16 protein-coding genes are annotated in these 15,486 nt (G+C 69.4%); 9 read left to right on the forward strand and 7 right to left on the reverse strand.

All coding sequences use genetic code 11. The features are described from left to right. Positions 1–147 precede the first annotated feature (147 nt). The gene (locus LCL61_RS40100; RefSeq protein WP_340688800.1) at positions 148–831 is read right to left on the reverse strand and encodes a hypothetical protein; all 684 of its coding nucleotides are present in this window, start codon (positions 829–831) and stop codon (positions 148–150) included. 83 nt (positions 832–914) lie between these two features. On the opposite strand from LCL61_RS40100, the gene LCL61_RS40105 reads away from it, so the two are divergent. Then, a complete protein-coding gene (locus tag LCL61_RS40105; protein WP_340684559.1) occupies positions 915–1,199 on the forward strand; it encodes an SAV_915 family protein in 285 nt (94 codons plus the stop codon). A 108-nt stretch (positions 1,200–1,307) separates the two neighbouring features. After that, entirely contained in the window at positions 1,308–3,101 is a 1,794-nt protein-coding gene (locus tag LCL61_RS40110; protein WP_340684560.1) for an acetyl/propionyl/methylcrotonyl-CoA carboxylase subunit alpha, read from the forward strand. A 45-nt stretch (positions 3,102–3,146) separates the two neighbouring features. On the opposite strand, the gene LCL61_RS40115 is transcribed toward LCL61_RS40110, so the two are convergent. Continuing rightward, positions 3,147–3,569 (reverse strand): hypothetical protein, encoded by a 423-nt coding sequence (locus tag LCL61_RS40115; protein ID WP_340684561.1) that lies wholly within the window; start codon positions 3,567–3,569, stop codon positions 3,147–3,149. Positions 3,570–3,719: 150 nt separating this feature from the next. Here LCL61_RS40115 and LCL61_RS40120 point away from each other — a divergent pair, with 150 nt between their 5' ends. From LCL61_RS40120 to LCL61_RS40135, 4 genes are read left to right on the forward strand one after another with little or no spacing between them, the layout of a single operon-like run. Then, a complete protein-coding gene (locus LCL61_RS40120; protein WP_340684562.1) occupies positions 3,720–4,184 on the forward strand; it encodes a DUF1707 domain-containing protein in 465 nt (154 codons plus the stop codon). A 41-nt stretch (positions 4,185–4,225) separates the two neighbouring features. Then, positions 4,226–4,600: a DUF1707 SHOCT-like domain-containing protein gene (locus LCL61_RS40125; protein WP_034304743.1), complete on the forward strand. Its 375-nt coding sequence runs from the start codon at positions 4,226–4,228 to the stop codon at positions 4,598–4,600. 60 nt (positions 4,601–4,660) lie between these two features. Next, positions 4,661–5,692, forward strand: coding sequence for a hypothetical protein (locus LCL61_RS40130; protein ID WP_340684563.1), 1,032 nt, complete (start codon positions 4,661–4,663; stop codon positions 5,690–5,692). Between the two features lie 55 nt (positions 5,693–5,747). Beyond that, entirely contained in the window at positions 5,748–6,278 is a 531-nt protein-coding gene (locus LCL61_RS40135; RefSeq protein WP_123798275.1) for a GNAT family N-acetyltransferase, read from the forward strand. A gap of 72 nt (positions 6,279–6,350) precedes the next feature. Here the strand turns inward: LCL61_RS40135 and LCL61_RS40140 are convergent, their stop codons facing one another. After that, positions 6,351–7,814 (reverse strand): aldehyde dehydrogenase family protein, encoded by a 1,464-nt coding sequence (locus LCL61_RS40140; RefSeq protein WP_340684564.1) that lies wholly within the window; start codon positions 7,812–7,814, stop codon positions 6,351–6,353. A gap of 98 nt (positions 7,815–7,912) precedes the next feature. After that, the gene (locus LCL61_RS40145) at positions 7,913–9,652 is read right to left on the reverse strand and encodes a glycerol-3-phosphate dehydrogenase/oxidase (RefSeq protein WP_340684565.1); all 1,740 of its coding nucleotides are present in this window, start codon (positions 9,650–9,652) and stop codon (positions 7,913–7,915) included. A gap of 235 nt (positions 9,653–9,887) precedes the next feature. Between LCL61_RS40145 and LCL61_RS40150 the strand changes: the two genes are divergently transcribed. Both LCL61_RS40150 and glpK read left to right on the forward strand, forming a co-directional pair. Further along, positions 9,888–10,643: an MIP/aquaporin family protein gene (locus LCL61_RS40150; protein ID WP_340684566.1), complete on the forward strand. Its 756-nt coding sequence runs from the start codon at positions 9,888–9,890 to the stop codon at positions 10,641–10,643. Between the two features lie 13 nt (positions 10,644–10,656). Next, positions 10,657–12,168, forward strand: a complete 1,512-nt coding sequence (gene glpK, locus LCL61_RS40155; RefSeq protein ID WP_340684567.1) for a glycerol kinase GlpK — start codon at positions 10,657–10,659, stop codon at positions 12,166–12,168. 132 nt (positions 12,169–12,300) lie between these two features. Here glpK and LCL61_RS40160 read toward each other — a convergent pair whose 3' ends face one another. From LCL61_RS40160 to LCL61_RS40170, 3 genes are all read right to left on the reverse strand, one after another. After that, entirely contained in the window at positions 12,301–12,888 is a 588-nt protein-coding gene (locus LCL61_RS40160) for a class F sortase (protein ID WP_340684568.1), read from the reverse strand. Between the two features lie 22 nt (positions 12,889–12,910). Continuing rightward, positions 12,911–13,351 carry a hypothetical protein gene (locus tag LCL61_RS40165; RefSeq protein WP_340688801.1) on the reverse strand — a complete coding sequence of 147 codons (441 nt, stop codon included), beginning with the start codon at positions 13,349–13,351 and terminating at the stop codon, positions 12,911–12,913. 104 nt (positions 13,352–13,455) lie between these two features. Then, positions 13,456–14,859 carry an NAD(P)H-quinone dehydrogenase gene (locus tag LCL61_RS40170; RefSeq protein ID WP_340684569.1) on the reverse strand — a complete coding sequence of 468 codons (1,404 nt, stop codon included), beginning with the start codon at positions 14,857–14,859 and terminating at the stop codon, positions 13,456–13,458. 127 nt (positions 14,860–14,986) lie between these two features. On the opposite strand from LCL61_RS40170, the gene LCL61_RS40175 reads away from it, so the two are divergent. Then, positions 14,987–15,439 carry a gamma-glutamylcyclotransferase gene (locus tag LCL61_RS40175; RefSeq protein WP_185927259.1) on the forward strand — a complete coding sequence of 151 codons (453 nt, stop codon included), beginning with the start codon at positions 14,987–14,989 and terminating at the stop codon, positions 15,437–15,439. The last annotated feature ends 47 nt before the right edge of the window (positions 15,440–15,486 follow it).

Genomic DNA, 15,486 nt, shown 5'->3' on the forward strand with positions numbered 1-15,486 from the left:
TCTTGTGGATTTCGGGTCGTTAGATGCCCCGAAATCCACACAGTGAGGCGAGCCATCGCGCCTGACCTGCGAAAAGGAAGCAAGGGACCTTTGCTACCACTTCTCTTGACGTTGAGAGAAGTGATAGCAAAGGTCCCTTGCTCTCCCTCAGGGGCAGGCCCTCAGATCCGCCTTCGTCAGCCGCACATCCGGCCATCCCCTCAGCTCCGAAGGCGCGGTGTACCGGCGTGTGCAGCCCACCGAGCCGCGAGCGACGTCGTAGACCTCCGCGAGCACCGGCGCCGCCTGGCACCGCGCCGAGCCGGACTGCGCGCCGGGGCATTCGTGCCGCACGACGATGACGTCCGCGATCCCGTCGGCGGTCACATCGTGCAGGGCGACCGTCCCGGCGTCGGAGAAATAGGGCTTCCCGGTGTCCCGCCAGATCTCGCCGCGCGCGACGAACAACTCGCCCGCCGAGCCGCCGCCCACTTCGCCACGCACCAGGCACACCGGCGTCGTGCCGTCGACACAGCGCAGAGAATCGCCCTTCAGGGTGACCCCCATGTCGTTGACGATCAGCGGGTACACGGTGTCCGACCCGATCCGGACCACACCCTGCTTCCCCGCGTCGTCGGCCAGCAGCACGACGGGCAGCCCGCCGACGGTCATCGCGCCGATCTCCCGGCAGGCGGCGTCGCCGCAGTTGACGCCGGGCGCGCTCGGGGCGGCATCGGACACCCGAGGCACGCCGGGGTCACCGGTGGGCACGGGAGCGGCGGGGCGGAGCAGGATCACGGCCACGAACACGCCTGCCGTCACCACCACCGCCAGCAGCGCGGTGAGCAGCACGGATCGCGGCGCCCGTGCTTCCTGAGTCCGCATATCCGAGAGCGTAAGTGATCTAGCGCAGAGTGCACGTCTATGTTGTTCCTGTGACGAACCCCGGACTGCCCACCGCACTGTTCCTCCCCACGGCGAAAAAGCCGAAGGACTACACGAGCGCGGAGATCGAACTCCGCCCGACCAAGGACGGCCGGATGGCGCTGATCGCCTTCAGTTCCGTGCAGCGACTGGTCGAGTGCTGCGGTCCGCACCAGCCGTGGGCACTGGTCAAATCCGAGCACCTCGGCCGGGTCCACCAGGCCCAGCCGTACGACCTGATCGTGCTCGATTCCGACCTTCCAGAAGAACTGCGGCACCGCCCCGCGCTGGTATAAACGAAGGTCACTGGGTGGCCTTGCTCTCACTAATCGGGGCGGGAACTTCCGTAAACTGCTGCGGAGCCGCATCGGGGCGGCCCGACGTGCGAACGCAGGAGGTACGGCGTGACCGAGCAGGCCGGCACAGGTGGTCCGGTGACCAAGATCCTGATCGCGAACCGCGGGGAGATCGCGGTACGGGTGATCAGGGCGGCGAAGGACGCCGGGCTGACCAGCGTGGCCGTCTACGCCGACCCGGACCGCGACGCACCCCACGTCCGTCTCGCGGACGAGGCCTTCGCCCTCGGCGGCACCACCGCGGCCGAGAGCTATCTCGTCTTCGACAAGCTGCTCGACGCCGCCAAGAGGTCGGGCGCGGACTCGGTCCACCCCGGCTACGGGTTCCTTTCCGAGAACGCGGACTTCGCCCAAGCCGTGATCGACGCCGGGCTCACCTGGATCGGGCCGAGCCCGCAGTCCATTCGCGACCTCGGCGACAAGGTCACCGCACGCCATATCGCGCTGCGCGCCGGGGCTCCGCTCGTGCCCGGTACGAAGGACCCCGTCGCGAACGCCGACGAGATCGTCGCCTTCGCCGACGAGCACGGCCTGCCGGTCGCGATCAAGGCCGCGTTCGGCGGCGGCGGCCGCGGGCTGAAGGTCGCCCGCACCCGCGAGGAGATCCCGGAGCTCTTCGAATCCGCGACGCGCGAGGCGATCTCCGCCTTCGGCCGCGGCGAATGCTTCGTCGAGCGCTACCTGGACAAGCCGCGCCACGTCGAGGCGCAGGTCCTCGCCGACCAGCACGGCAACGCCATCGTCGTCGGCACCCGCGACTGTTCGCTGCAGCGCCGCCACCAGAAGCTGGTCGAGGAGGCACCCGCGCCGTACCTGACCGACGATCAGCGCAAGCGCATCCACGAATCCGCGAAGGCGATCTGCAAGGAAGCCGGCTACTACGGCGCCGGGACCGTCGAGTACCTCGTCGCCGTCGACGGCACGATCTCGTTCCTCGAAGTCAACACGCGGCTGCAGGTCGAGCACCCGGTGTCCGAGGAGACCACGGGCCTCGACCTCGTGCGCGAGATGTTCCGTATCGCGCGCGGCGAGAAGCTGCGCATCACCGAGGACCCGGAACCGCGCGGCCACTCGATCGAGTTCCGCATCAACGGTGAGGACGCCGGCCGCGGTTTCCTGCCGGCGCCCGGCACTGTGACGAAGTTCGTCGCACCGAGCGGCCCCGGCGTCCGCGTCGACTCGGGTGTCGAGTCCGGCAGCGTGATCGGCGGCCAGTTCGACTCGATGCTCGCGAAGCTGATCGTCACCGGCTCGGACCGGCAGAACGCGCTCGAGCGCAGCCGCCGCGCGCTGGCCGAGATGGTCGCCGACGGGATGGCGACGGTCCTGCCGTTCCACCGCGTGATCGTGAACGACCCGGCCTTCGTCGGCGACGAGAACGGGTTCAGCGTGCACACCCGCTGGATCGAGACCGAGTTCGAGAACACCATCGAGCCGTTCGTGGCGCCGGAAGCGGCCGAGGCCGAGGCTGAGCCGCCGCGTCAGAACGTCGTCGTCGAGGTCGGCGGCCGCCGTCTCGAAGTGTCGCTCCCCGGCGGTTTCTCGCTCGACGCCGGTGGTGGCGGCGGGACGGCCGTGAAGGCCAAGCCGCGCAAGCGCGCGGGCGGCACCAAGGCGGCGGTGAGCGGCGACGCGGTCACCGCGCCGATGCAGGGCACCATCGTCAAGGTCGCCGTCGAAGAGGGCCAGCATGTCGAAGCGGGCGAACTGGTCGTCGTGCTCGAAGCGATGAAGATGGAGAACCCGGTCACCGCGCACAAGGCGGGCACGGTCACCGGCCTCGCGGTCGAGGTCGGCGCCGCGGTGACGCAGGGCACCCAGCTGTTCGAACTGAAGGACTGACCGCGTTCCCGGTGAGTCCACTGTGGACTCACCGGGACCGGCGGATCAGCAGTACTGCTTCTCCACGTGGATGTCCTGGTCGGTACTGATCTTGTACCACCAGCCCGCCTTGCCCTTCCAGTCCTCGTCCCACCAGAATCCGGGGAAGGTCCAGGTGGACAGCGTGCCCTTGGCCTTGCACTCGACGTAGACGCCGTCCCAATCCTGGTTCTTCGGGGTCTTCTGGCCGGGCTTGAGCCGCCGCCACTCGGTGCCGGGCTTCGGCCCGTTCGAGTCGAACGTGCGGATCGCCCAGATGTCGTGGCCGGACTTGTTGAGCACCGTGCCGCAGATCTTGCCCAAGCAGCCGCCGCGCACCTCGGCATCGCCCCCCGGCGAGGTCGTGGCGCTTGCCGACGCCACGCCGACCGGCAGCGCGGCGACCGCGATCCCGGCCGCCAGCGCGACCTTGGTGACGAACTTCCGCATGAGGTCCCCCCTCTCTCGATCACGCCCGATTCCCGGACGCGTGACCAGGGTGAAGGGCACGGCACGACCGCTACAACACCTTTGCGCCAGTGCGAAAAGACTGACGGATGTCGTGGTTGACGAGGCCTCGCCCGGCCTACCATCGGAGGGGTGAGCGAGGTTCCGTCTCCGCGGCTGCGGATCAGTGATCAGGATCGCGAGTCCGCGCTGACCGCGCTCGGCGAGCACATGAGCGCAGGCAGGATCGACATCGACGAGTTCGGCGAGCGGTCCGCCCGGATCACCGCCGCCAAGACACGCGGCGACCTGGCCGAGGTCTTCGCCGACCTGCCGGAACCGCATCCGCGCTACGACACGCCCGGGACCGCCGTGAGCGAGCCGGAGAAACCGGCGTCGCCGTGGGCGGGCATCTCCCCGGCGCAGCGCGTCATGGGCGCGCTCCTGCCTATCCTGTTCATCGCCACCATCGTGCTCATCGTCACCACCGACCTCACCTGGTGGTTCATCCTCGTCCCGATCGGGATCAGCGCCGTCGGCGAGAGCATCTGGGGCAAAGGCTGGGAGAACTCCCACAAGAAGCTCGGCAAGCAGCGCCGACGGGAGCTGGACGGCTGATCCGCCCGTAGACTCGGGACGTGAGTGCCGAGAGACCGGACATGCGGCTGAGCGACGCCGAACGCCAAGACGCGCTCGAAGCGCTGGAGGAGCATGTCCGCACCGGCAGACTCGACCTCGACGAGTTCGGGACGCGGTCGGCGAAGATCAGCGCGGCGAGGATGGCCAGCGAGCTCGAACCGCTGTTCACCGACCTGCCCTCGCCCCGCCCCAGCGCGCTGCTCCCCCTGCCCCCGATGCCCGGTGTCGCGCAGGCGTCCGCGAAGAACGAGGTCCAGCCGTCCAAATGGCTGACGGCCAGCGCGGTACCGATAGCCGCGGCGGTCGCGATCGCGCTGTTCTTCTTCACCCGCGGGACGTTCCTCGTCTTCCTGCTGCCGCTGGCGGTCGCGCTGATCATGAGCCGTCGCCGCTAGGCAACCGAAAGCCCGGTTCCCGCGTTCCCTCAGTACAGATCTGGGGAAATGGGGACGAACATGATCGTGAAGTCCAGAGTGCGCGCCGGGGTCCTCCTCGCCGCAACCACCATCGGAATGACCGCGTTGGGCGCCGTGCCCGCGAACGCGGCGGAAGGACACTGGGAGGCCACTTTTCTGACCTTGCCCGCGGGCAGCGAACTCGCGCGGGGCTTCGTCACCGGAGCGGACGGGCACGGTGGCTACGCGGGCGCCTTCCCCATCGGCGGGACCTCGCAGATCGTCACCTGGAAGAACGGCGCGCCGACCGTCCACGGGGTACCGGCCGGATACGAATGGGCGATGGCCTGGGACCAGAACGGGTCCGGCACGGTGGTGGGCGACGCGTCCGACTACGACACCGGGGAGACCAGGCCGTTCGTCCTCGACGCGAACGGGTTCCGGGTCCTCCCGGTCCCGGCGGGGTTCTCGTACGTCTACGGCGTGGCCGTCAACGACCAGGGTGACGTGGTCGGCAACGCCCACAAGAAGGACGATCCGGACGGCACCCGCGCGGTGCTGTGGCGGGCCACCGCCACCTCGTCCGGTCCCGAACTGCTCCCGGCCGGCCTGCTGGCGACCGACATCGACGACGACGGCACGGTCCTGCTGAGCCGTCTCTACAACGGCGGATTCGTGTGGAAGAACGGCGACCTCACCGAGGTCACCGCTCCCGCCGGATACGAGTCCGTGACCGTGAGGGCCATCGAGGACGGCCGGATCACCGGTAGCGCCTACGACCCGGCGATCCAGGATTCGCAGGCGTTCGTGTGGAGCACGCCGACCACCGCCGAGGCGCTGCCCGGTGGCGTGTACGGCGTCGATCTCAACTCGCACGGGCTCACGACCGGGCTGGAGCCTGCCCCCGAGCCGATCATGAACCGCTCGGTGACCTGGCAGGGCACCGAGCGGTCCGGGGCGTTGCCGACCCCGGCGGGTTTCGGACGGGCGCAGGGCCGGGTCGTCTCGGACGACGGGACGATCGCGGGAATCACGTCGAACAAGCCGCTGGACGAGGGCGGCACGCCGGTGGTCTGGCGCTACGTGCGGTGATCCCCGGCCGGGGTGGTCCGTATGCGGGCCACCCCGGTCTGGCTACCCTCGAAGGGTGGAACCGGTGGAGATCAACGCGGGCGAGTACTACCTGCGGCAGCTGCGGGCGGACAAGGCCCTCGACGACCGTCCGGCGCTGGTCGCGGCCTTCGCCGATCCGACGCACCGTAAGTACGTCCTGAACTACCGCTTGCGGGACCTCGACGAGGCGACCGAGTACGTCGCGCTGCGCGCCGCCCAGTGGGCGGGTGACGAGCGCTGTTCGTGGGCGGTGGCCGAGCCGACGACCGGGGATCTGCTGGGCGAGGTCGGCCTGCGGGACCTGGATCTCGACGCCGGGTACGCGGAGGCGTCGGTCTGGGTGCGCGCGGCGTCGCGGGGCAAGGGGGTCGCGAGCACCGCGCTCAACGCGGCCCTGCGTTTCGGCTTCGGCGGGCTCGGCCTGCGCGAGGTCAGCTACCGCTACGAAGAGACCAACGAGGTGTCCGCTTCGGTCGCCCGCAAATGCGGGTTCACCCTGGTCGGACCCGAACTCGAGCCGGCCCCGACCGGGGAGCGCCTCATCCGCTGGCGCCGCACCGCCTGACCTGGTTTCGTCCTCTGAATGCGGCAGTACGCGACACGAACTATCGCATTCAGAGGACTGAATGCGGGCGGGTCAGAAGGGGTAGGTGGGCGGCGGGTTCCGGACGGTGACCCACCGCGTCTCGGTGAACGCCTCGACGTTCGCCGCCGCGCCGCCGAAGCGGCTTCCTGTGCCCGAAGCGGCGACGCCGCCGAAGGGGCTGTTCGCCTCGTCGCTGACCGTCTGGTCGTTGATGTGCACGATCCCGGTCGGGACGCGGTCGGCCAGCTCCAGTCCTTTGAGGACATCGCGCGTGATGATTCCCAGCGACAGCCCGTACTCGCTCGCCGTCGCGAGGCGGACGGCCTCCTCCGCGTCGGAGAACCGCACGACCGGTGCGACCGGGCCGAAGATCTCCTCGGCGACCGCGGGTGCCGTCGACGGCACGTCGGCGAGCACCGTCGCGGCGTAGAACAGCCGGTCGTACTCGGCGCCGGCGGCGACCCGCGCTCCCGCCGCGACACTGGCCGTGACCAGCTCGTGGATCTTGTCCCGCTGCCCGGCGTCGATGATCGGCCCGAGCGCCACCTCGTCCCGCGCCGGGTCGCCCACCCGCAGCGCGGCCGCCTTCGCCGCCAGCCGCTCGACGAAGTCGTCGTAGAGCCGCTCGTGCACGAGGTGCCGCCCGGTGGTCATGCAGATCTGGCCCTGGTGGAAGAACGAGCCGAACGCGGCGACCCCGGCGGCCTCGTCGACGTCCGCGTCGTCGAGCACGATGAGCGCGGAGTTCCCGCCCAGCTCCAGATGTGCCCGCTTCAGGTGCTTCCCGGCGAGTTCGCCGACCTTGCGCCCGGCGCCGGTCGACCCGGTGAACGAGATGACCCGGACCGCCGGATGCGTCACCAGAGTCTCGCCGACGTCGGCGCCGCCCGGCAGCATCTGGAGCACCCCCGGCGGCAGGCCGGCTTCCTCGAAGATCCGCGCGAGGACCACGCCCCCGGTGACGGCGGTGCGCGGATCCGGCTTCAGGATGACCGCGTTCCCCAGCGCGAGCGCCGGCGCGACCGAGCGGATGCCGAGGATGATCGGCATGTTGAACGGCGAGATCACCGTGACCACACCGGCCGGGACGCGGCGCGCCATCGAAAGGCGCGGCTCTTCGCTCGGCAGGAGTTCGCCGTACGGGCGCCCTGGCAGCGCCGCCGCTTCGTAGCACTCTTGCTCCGCGACGTGCAGCGAAAAGCCCGCGACTCCCGGCACGGCGCCGACCTCGCGGACGTTCCACCAGCGGATCTCGTCGGCGTACTCGGACCACAAGCGCGCCGCCTTGCGCAGGACGGCGGCCCGCTGGACATGTGGTGTCGCCGCCCAAGCCCGCTGCGCCTCGGCCGCCGTCTCCGCCGCCTTCGCGGCGTCTTCGGCCGAGGCGATCCCCACGCTTCCCAGGACCGCTCCGGTCGCGGGCTCCGTGACGTCACGGGTGCCGCCGGTCCCGGGCACCCAGAAACCTCCGGCGAAGATCCGGTCCGTCCACGTCGACGAGTCGAGAAACACCACAAGGCCGCCTTCCGTCTCTGGGACGGCCGACGCTATTCCAGGTTCACCGGATCAGGCAACGATCCCTGCGCGCGTGGCACACCACGCGGCAGGGACGATCAACTCACCGGCTCGATGATCCCCGAGCGCGCCTCCGGCGCGGCAGAACGCAACGCGTCGGCGGCCTCGTCGCTCGGCTGCGACTGGGACTCCCGTTCCGCGTCGACCCGCGCCTTGTACACCTCGACTTCGCGGTTCTCCTGATCCTTCGACCAGCCGAGCACTTCGCCCACCAGCGTGGCGACCTGCGCGGCGCAGTCGACGCCGCGGTGCGCGTACTCGATCGAGATCCGCGTCCGGCGCGCGAGCACGTCTTCCAGGTGAAGCGCGCCCTCATGGCTGGCCGCGTAGACGACCTCGACACCGAGGTAGTCCGGAGCGTGCTCCAGCGGCTTCAGCAGTTCCGGACGTCCTTCGCCGAGTGCGAGGACCTCGTGCACCATCGAGCCGTACCGGTCGAGCAGGTGACGCACGCGGTACGGGTGCAGCCCATGCTCGCTGGCCAGGTGGTCGGCCTGGTTCACCAGCGCGTGGTACCCGTCCGCGCCCAGCAGCGGCACCTTGTCCGTGATGGACGACTGCGGCCTGCCTGGAAGGTCGACGGCCGCGGCGTCGACGGCGTCGGCCGCCATCACGCGGTACGTCGTGTACTTGCCGCCCGCGATCGCGACCAGTCCCGGCGCGACGCGCGCGACCGCGTGCTCACGCGAAAGCTTCGACGTCTCTTCGCTTTCCCCGGCCAGCAAAGGCCGGAGACCCGCGTAGACGCCTTCGATGTCGTCGTGCGTCAGCGGTGTCGCGAGCACGGTGTTGACGTGTTCGAGGAGGTAGTCGATGTCGTGCTTCGTCGCGGCGGGATGCGCGAGGTCGAGGTTCCAGTCGGTGTCGGTGGTCCCGACGATCCAATGGTTGCGCCACGGGATGACGAACAGCACGGATTTCTCGGTGCGCAGGATCATGCCCGATTCCGAGACGATCCGGTCGCGCGGGACGACGATGTGCACGCCCTTGCTCGCCCGCACGCGGAACCGGCCGCGGCCACCGGAAAGGCGCTGCAGCTCGTCGGTCCACACGCCGGTGCAGTTGACCACCGCGGAGGCGTGGATCTCGGTCTCGCGGCCGTCCTCGACGTCGCGCACGCGGACCCCGGAAATACGGTCCGCCTCACGGAGAAAACCGACCACCTGGGTAGAGGTGCGCACCACGGCGCCGTAGTGCGCGGCGGTGCGGGCGACGGTCATCGTGTGGCGCGCGTCGTCGGCTTGCGCGTCGTAGTAACGGATCCCGCCGATCAACGCGGACCGCTTCAGCGCCGGGACCATCCGCAGCGCGCCCGCGCGGCTCAGGTGTTTCTGGCCGGGCACCGACCGCGCCCCGCCCATCGTGTCGTACATCAGCAGACCGGCCGCGGTGTACGGGCGCTCCCAGACCCGGTGGGTCAGCGGGTACAGGAAGCTGACCGGTTTCACCAGATGCGGGGCGATCGTCGTCAGCATCAGCTCGCGTTCCCGCAGAGCTTCCCGCACCAGGCCGAATTCCAGCTGTTCGAGGTAACGGAGCCCGCCGTGGAAGAGCTTGCTGGACCGGCTCGACGTGCCCGAGGCGAGGTCGCGCGCTTCGACGAGGGCGACCCGCAGGCCGCGTGTCGCGGCGTCGAGCGCCGTGCCCGCCCCGACCACTCCGCCGCCGATGACGACAAGGTCGAATTTGTCCTCACCCAGCCGCTGCCAAGACTCTTCCCGCTTGAGCGGTCCCAGCCTGGCGGGGCTGTTTTCGGCTTCGCGCTGAGAGCTTGCCACGTGACATTCCTCCTTGGTGCCGCTGTGGCTCCAGCATCGCACGATCGGCCGCGACCGGTCCGTTATGCGGGTGACACGTGTGGCGTAACCCTCGTCGATCTTGGAAGGATTGGTTCCCGCGATGCCTGGAAGGAACAAATACGCGACGGTAACGTGCCACGGACGTGGGTCGGCAAGGGCGCCGTAGCACACCGTGTTCGACCCTGCGCGGAATGTCCAAAGTGGAGGTCAAGCGGTGAGTGCAGGAGCCATATTCGTCTGGGAACTGCTGGGAACGGCGGTCCTGATCCTGTTGGGTAACGGCGTGGTCGCCAACCACGTGTTGCGCAAGAACAACGGCCACAACGGCGGCGTCGTGATGATCACCTTCGGGTGGGCGTTCGCGGTCTTCGCCGGTGCCAGCATCGCCGCGCCGAGTGGCGCGCACCTGAACCCCGCGGTGACGCTGGGCCTCGCCATCGCGGACAAGACGAAGTGGGCGGACGTCCCGATCTACTTCGCCGGGCAGATGGTCGGCGCGATCCTCGGCGCCGTGCTCTGCTGGGCCGCCTACAAACTGCAGTTCGACGACCACCCGCAGCGCGACGAGACGCTCGGCATCTTCTCGACCGCGCCGCAGATCCCGAACAAGACGTGGAACCTCGTCACCGAGATCATCGGCACCTTCGTGCTGGTCGCGTGGATCCTGCTCAGCCCGGTCTACGCCAACGCCACGGCTGAGGGCGGCACGCCGAACTTCGGCAACTCCGCGCTCGGTTACGCGGGTGTAGCGTTCGTCGTGCTGGTCATCGGCCAGTCCCTCGGTGGCCCGACCGGTTACGCCATCAACCCGGCCCGAGACCTCGGCCCCCGCATCGCGTACGCGTTCCTGCTGCCCATCAAGAACAAGGCCAACCCGAACTGGGGCTACTCCTGGGTCCCGGTCGCCGGCCCGTTGGTCGGCGGTGCCCTGGCCGCCTTGCTGTTCCTCGCCGTCCACAACCTGACCTGAGACTGGAGCTTCGATGACTTCGTACGTAGCCGCGATCGACCAGGGCACCACGTCGACCCGCTGCATGATCTTCGACCACTCCGGCCGGGTGGTCGCCGTCGACCAGCGGGAACACGAGCAGATCTTCCCGAAGGCGGGCTGGGTCGAGCACAACGCCGAAGAGATCTGGGAGAACACGCGGGCCGTCGCCGCGGGCGCGCTGGCCAAGGGGGACCTGGTCGCGAGCGACATCGTCGCGGTCGGCATCACCAACCAGCGCGAGACCACGCTGGTCTGGGACCGCACCACCGGCAAGCCGGTGTACAACGCGATCGTGTGGCAGGACACCCGCACCGACAAGATCGTCAGCGACCTGGGCGCGCTCGGCGGCGGGCAGGAGCGCTACCGCGCGAAGGTGGGCCTGCCGCTGGCGACCTACTTCTCCGGGCCGAAGATCAAGTGGATCCTCGACAACGTTGACGGCGCCCGCGCGAAGGCCGAAGCCGGGGACCTGATCTTCGGCAACATGGACACCTGGGTGCTGTGGAACATGACCGGCGGGGTCGACGGCGGCGTGCACGTCACCGACCCGACCAACGCGTCGCGGACCATGCTGATGGACCTCGACACGCTTACCTGGGACGCCGAGATCGCCGAGGAGATGACGATCCCGCTGTCGATGCTCCCGGAGATCCGGTCGTCTTCGGAGACCTACGGCAAGGTCCGGGAGAAGGGCGCGCTGGCCGGAGTCCCGATCTCGGGCATCCTCGGCGACCAGCAGGCGGCGACCTTCGGGCAGGCGTGCCTCTCGCCGGGGGAAGCCAAGAACACCTACGGCACCGGCAACTTCATGCTGCTCAACACCGGCACCGAGAAGGTCATGTCGGACAACGGGCTGCTCACCACGGTCTGCTACAAGATCGGCTCGAACGACACGGTGTACGCGCTCGAAGGCTCGATCGCGGTCACCGGTTCGCTCGTGCAGTGGCTGCGCGACAACCTCGGCCTGATCGGTTCGGCGGCCGAGGTCGAGCAGCACGCCCGCACCGTCGAGGACAACGGTGGCGCGTACTTCGTACCGGCGTTCTCGGGTCTCTTCGCGCCGTACTGGCGCTCCGACGCCCGTGGCGCGATCGTCGGCCTCACCCGGTTCGTCAACAAGGGGCACATCTCGCGGGCGGTCCTGGAGGCGACGGCGTTCCAGTCGCGCGAGGTGATCGACGCGATGAACGCCGACTCCGGCGTCCCGCTGAAGTCGCTGAAGGTCGACGGCGGGATGGTCGTCAACGAGCTGCTCATGCAGTTCCAGGCTGACATCCTCGGCGTGCCCGTGATCCGGCCGGTGGTCAACGAGACCACCGCGCTCGGCGCGGCCTACGCGGCCGGTCTCGCCGTGGGGTTCTGGGAGAGCGAGGACGACATCCGCAACAACTGGGCGCAGGACAAGCAGTGGGACCCGTCGATGGACGAGGCCCGCCGCGAATCCGAGTACCGGAACTGGAAGAAGGCGGTCACGAAGACCTTCGACTGGGTCGACGAAGACTGACCTACCACTTTGCGCGTGAAGGCCCCCTTCCCTCGGCTGAGCCGACGCTCCTGCTCGGCGGGCGTATCTACAGCCCCTCGGCNACCGGGCGGAACGTCGTTTCTCCGGCGGTGGCCGCCGGAGCCGGGGCCTTCACGCGCTACGGGACGAGATCATCCGGGCGAACACGATGACGTTGTCGAGGTAGTTGCGCGACGCCTTGTCGAACACCCCGCCGCAGGTGATGAGCCGCAGTTCCGGCTCGGCGGTGTCGCCGTAGACGGCGTCGGTGGGGAACCTGTCCTTCGCCACCCGCTCGACCTTCGTGACCGCGAACTCGGCCGTCACGCCGTCCTCGCGGGTGATCGAGACCTTGTCGCCGGGCGCCAGTTCCTTCAGCCGGAAGAAAATGCCCTTCTGCTTGTTCCCGTCCACGTGGCCGAGGATCACCGAAGGCCCGACTTCCCCCGGTGTCGGCGCGTGCACGTACCAGCCCGCCTGCATCGGCCGGGTCACCGGCGGCACCTCGATGGTGTCGTCCGCGTTGAGCCCCAGCGGGATCAGGCTGGACGTCGCCTCGATCTTCGGCACGTCGATCGACACCGGATCGGCCTTGGGCAGCCCTCGGGTGACGGTCTCCGCGGCCCGTTCCGGGGCTCGCGGCGGAGCGACCTCGCCCCGGCAGGGCAGGACGGCCGCCAGAACCACCGCGAGCACCAGCGGTGCCCATCGCACCTTCATGCTCACCCCGTTCGGGAAGCGGTCAGGACGCCATGCTGCCATCGCCCGCGTGAGCGGCACCGGAAGGCACCGCGCTCACCTGCCGGGGAGGAACGGTGAACGTTGCCGTATAAGACTTTCCGTTGCAGTTGACGGTCAGCGGGTAGCTGCCGGGCGCGGTGCCGTCGTTGAGTTCGACGTCGGCACTGACGTTCGCCGGGACCCCGATGAGCGGGCCGTAGTCGTACTTCCCGATGCTCAGCACCGGCGAAGAGAACGTCGTCGACGCCGGCGCCTTCAGCCCGTCGCCGCCGGGGCATCGCGCCAGCGCCACGTTGGCGTCGCCGTGCACGTACTTGTTGACGAGCCCGAGTTCGTAGGCGGTGTCGTCGTTGAGCTGCACCGTGACACCGGGATCCGGCTCGGGTTGCTGAGCGAAACCGGCCGACGCCCCCGCCAGCACCGTCGCACCGATCGCCACCACTCCGGCGAGAACCCTGCCGATCACGGAAAACCCCTAGCTGTCAACGAAACACCGACACGCGCTAGACGCGGGCGCCCCCGCGAGGGTTGCTTCCCCGGAGGCGATCAGTCCAAATCGTCGTGGCGCATCAACTGGCGGCCCGCCTCGGTGATCGACCCCGACAGCGACGGGTACACCGAAAATGTCAGTGCCAGATGTTCCACTGTGAGCTGGTTCTGGACGGCGAGCGCGATGGGAAGGATGAGTTCGCTCGCCGTCGGCGCCACGACCACCCCACCGACGACCACGCCGGTGGCGGGGCGGCAGAACAGCTTCACGAAACCGCGTCGCAGGCCTTCCATCTTCGCGCGGGCGTTCGTCGCGAGCGGGAGCATGATGGTGCGGGCGGGCACCTCACCCGAGTCGATCGCCTGCTGGCTGATGCCGACGGTCGCGATCTCGGGGTGGGTGAACACGTTGGCGGCGACGGTCTTGAGCTTGATCGGCGCGACACCCTCACCGAGCGCGTGCCACATCGCGATGCGGCCCTGCATGCTGGCCACGGAAGCCAGCATGAGCACCCCGGTGCAGTCGCCGGCGGCGTAGATCCCGGGCGCGCTGGTGCGGGAAACCCGGTCGACGCCGATGAAGCCGCCGGGGCCGGGCTCGATGCCGACCTTCTCCAGGCCGATGTCGGTGGTGTTGGGCACCGAACCGACGGTCATCAGCGCGTGGCTGGCTTCGATCACGCGGCCGTCGGCGAGGTGAATCTCGACGCCCTTTTCGGTGCGCTCGACCTTGTCGGCGCGGGCCTGCTTGACGACCGTGGTGCCGCGCTGCGAGAAGACCTCTTCGAGCACGGCGGCGGCGTCGGCGTCCTCGTGCGGGAGCACGCGGTCGCGGCTGGACACGACGGTGACCTTGACACCCATCTCGGTGTAGGCCGAGGCGAATTCGGCGCCGGTGACACCCGAACCGATGACGGCCAGGTGCTCGGGCAGCTCGCGCAGGTCGTAGAGCTGGCGCCAGTCGAGGATGCGCTCGCCGTCCGGCACGGCGCCGGGCAGCACGCGCGGGGTGGCACCGGTGGAGATGAGGACGACGTCGGCGTCGAGCACCTCGGTCGAGCCGTCGGGGGCGGTGACGGCGACCTTGTGCGTGGCGAGCCCGGCCTCTTCGTCGTCGAAGCGGGCCTGGCCGATGACGACGCGGACGCCCTCGCGCTGGACGCGGGCGCGGATGTCGGCGGACTGCGCGAGCGCGAGACCCTTCACCCGGCCGTGGACGGTCGGCAGGTCGACGCTGGTGTCGGCCATGTCGGTGTTGATGCCGAGCTCGCGAAGGTCGTGCATGTTCGCCAGCGCGCCGGAGGAGGCGATGAACGTCTTCGACGGGACACAGTCGTAGAGCACGCACGCGCCGCCCAGGCCGTCACGCTCGACGATGGTGACGTCGGCTCCGTGCTGGGCCGCGACCAGTGCCGCTTCGTAACCGGCGGGGCCTCCGCCCATGATCACGATCTTGGTCACTGGTCTCCTCCTCGCAGCGGTGTCTGTGACTGCGTTTACCGTACGCGGGCGACCGTTGGGCGGATTGAGTGGCCGGACACGGCATGTGCGTCCAGCCGGGTGACCGCCGGGTCGCTAGGCTGTGGCCGTGCCGTTGTATGCCGCGTATGGATCCAATATGGAGCCCTCCCAGATGTTGGAGCGCGCTCCCCACTCGCCCATGGCCGGCACCGGCTGGCTGGAGGGCTGGAGGCTGACCTTCGGGGGCGAAGACCTCGGCTGGGAAGGCGCGCTGGCGACCATCGTCGAAGACCCGGGCTCCCGGGTCTTCGTGGTGCTGTACGACGTCACCTCGCTGGACGAACCCAACCTCGACCGCTGGGAAGGCGGCGAGCTGGGCATTCACTCCAAGATCCGGCTCCGCGTGCAGACCATGGACGGCTCCGTGCTGGCGTGGCTGTACGTCCTGGACGCCTACGAGGGCGGCCTCCCGTCCGCGCGCTACCTCGGCGTCCTGGCCGATGCGGCCGAGGCCGCCGGCGCCCCCGCCGACTACGTCGACGCCCTCCGCACCCGCCCCTGCCAGGGCATCTCCGGCTGACCCGCGAGTCGTCCGCCTGATCACGCGTGTCGTCCGTCTGATCACGC

Source organism: Amycolatopsis coloradensis (assembly GCF_037997115.1).
GTDB lineage: Bacteria > Actinomycetota > Actinomycetes > Mycobacteriales > Pseudonocardiaceae > Amycolatopsis > Amycolatopsis coloradensis_A.

Coding starts and splice junctions, on each gene's coding strand:
- LCL61_RS40115 (WP_340684561.1), bottom strand. CDS start 3,569: ATGCGGAAGTTCGTCACCAAGGTCGCGCTGGCGGCCGGGATCGCGGTC.
- LCL61_RS40125 (WP_034304743.1), top strand. CDS start 4,226: ATGCGGCTGAGCGACGCCGAACGCCAAGACGCGCTCGAAGCGCTGGAG.
- LCL61_RS40130 (WP_340684563.1), top strand. CDS start 4,661: ATGATCGTGAAGTCCAGAGTGCGCGCCGGGGTCCTCCTCGCCGCAACC.
- glpK (WP_340684567.1), top strand. CDS start 10,657: ATGACTTCGTACGTAGCCGCGATCGACCAGGGCACCACGTCGACCCGC.
- LCL61_RS40160 (WP_340684568.1), bottom strand. CDS start 12,888: ATGAAGGTGCGATGGGCACCGCTGGTGCTCGCGGTGGTTCTGGCGGCC.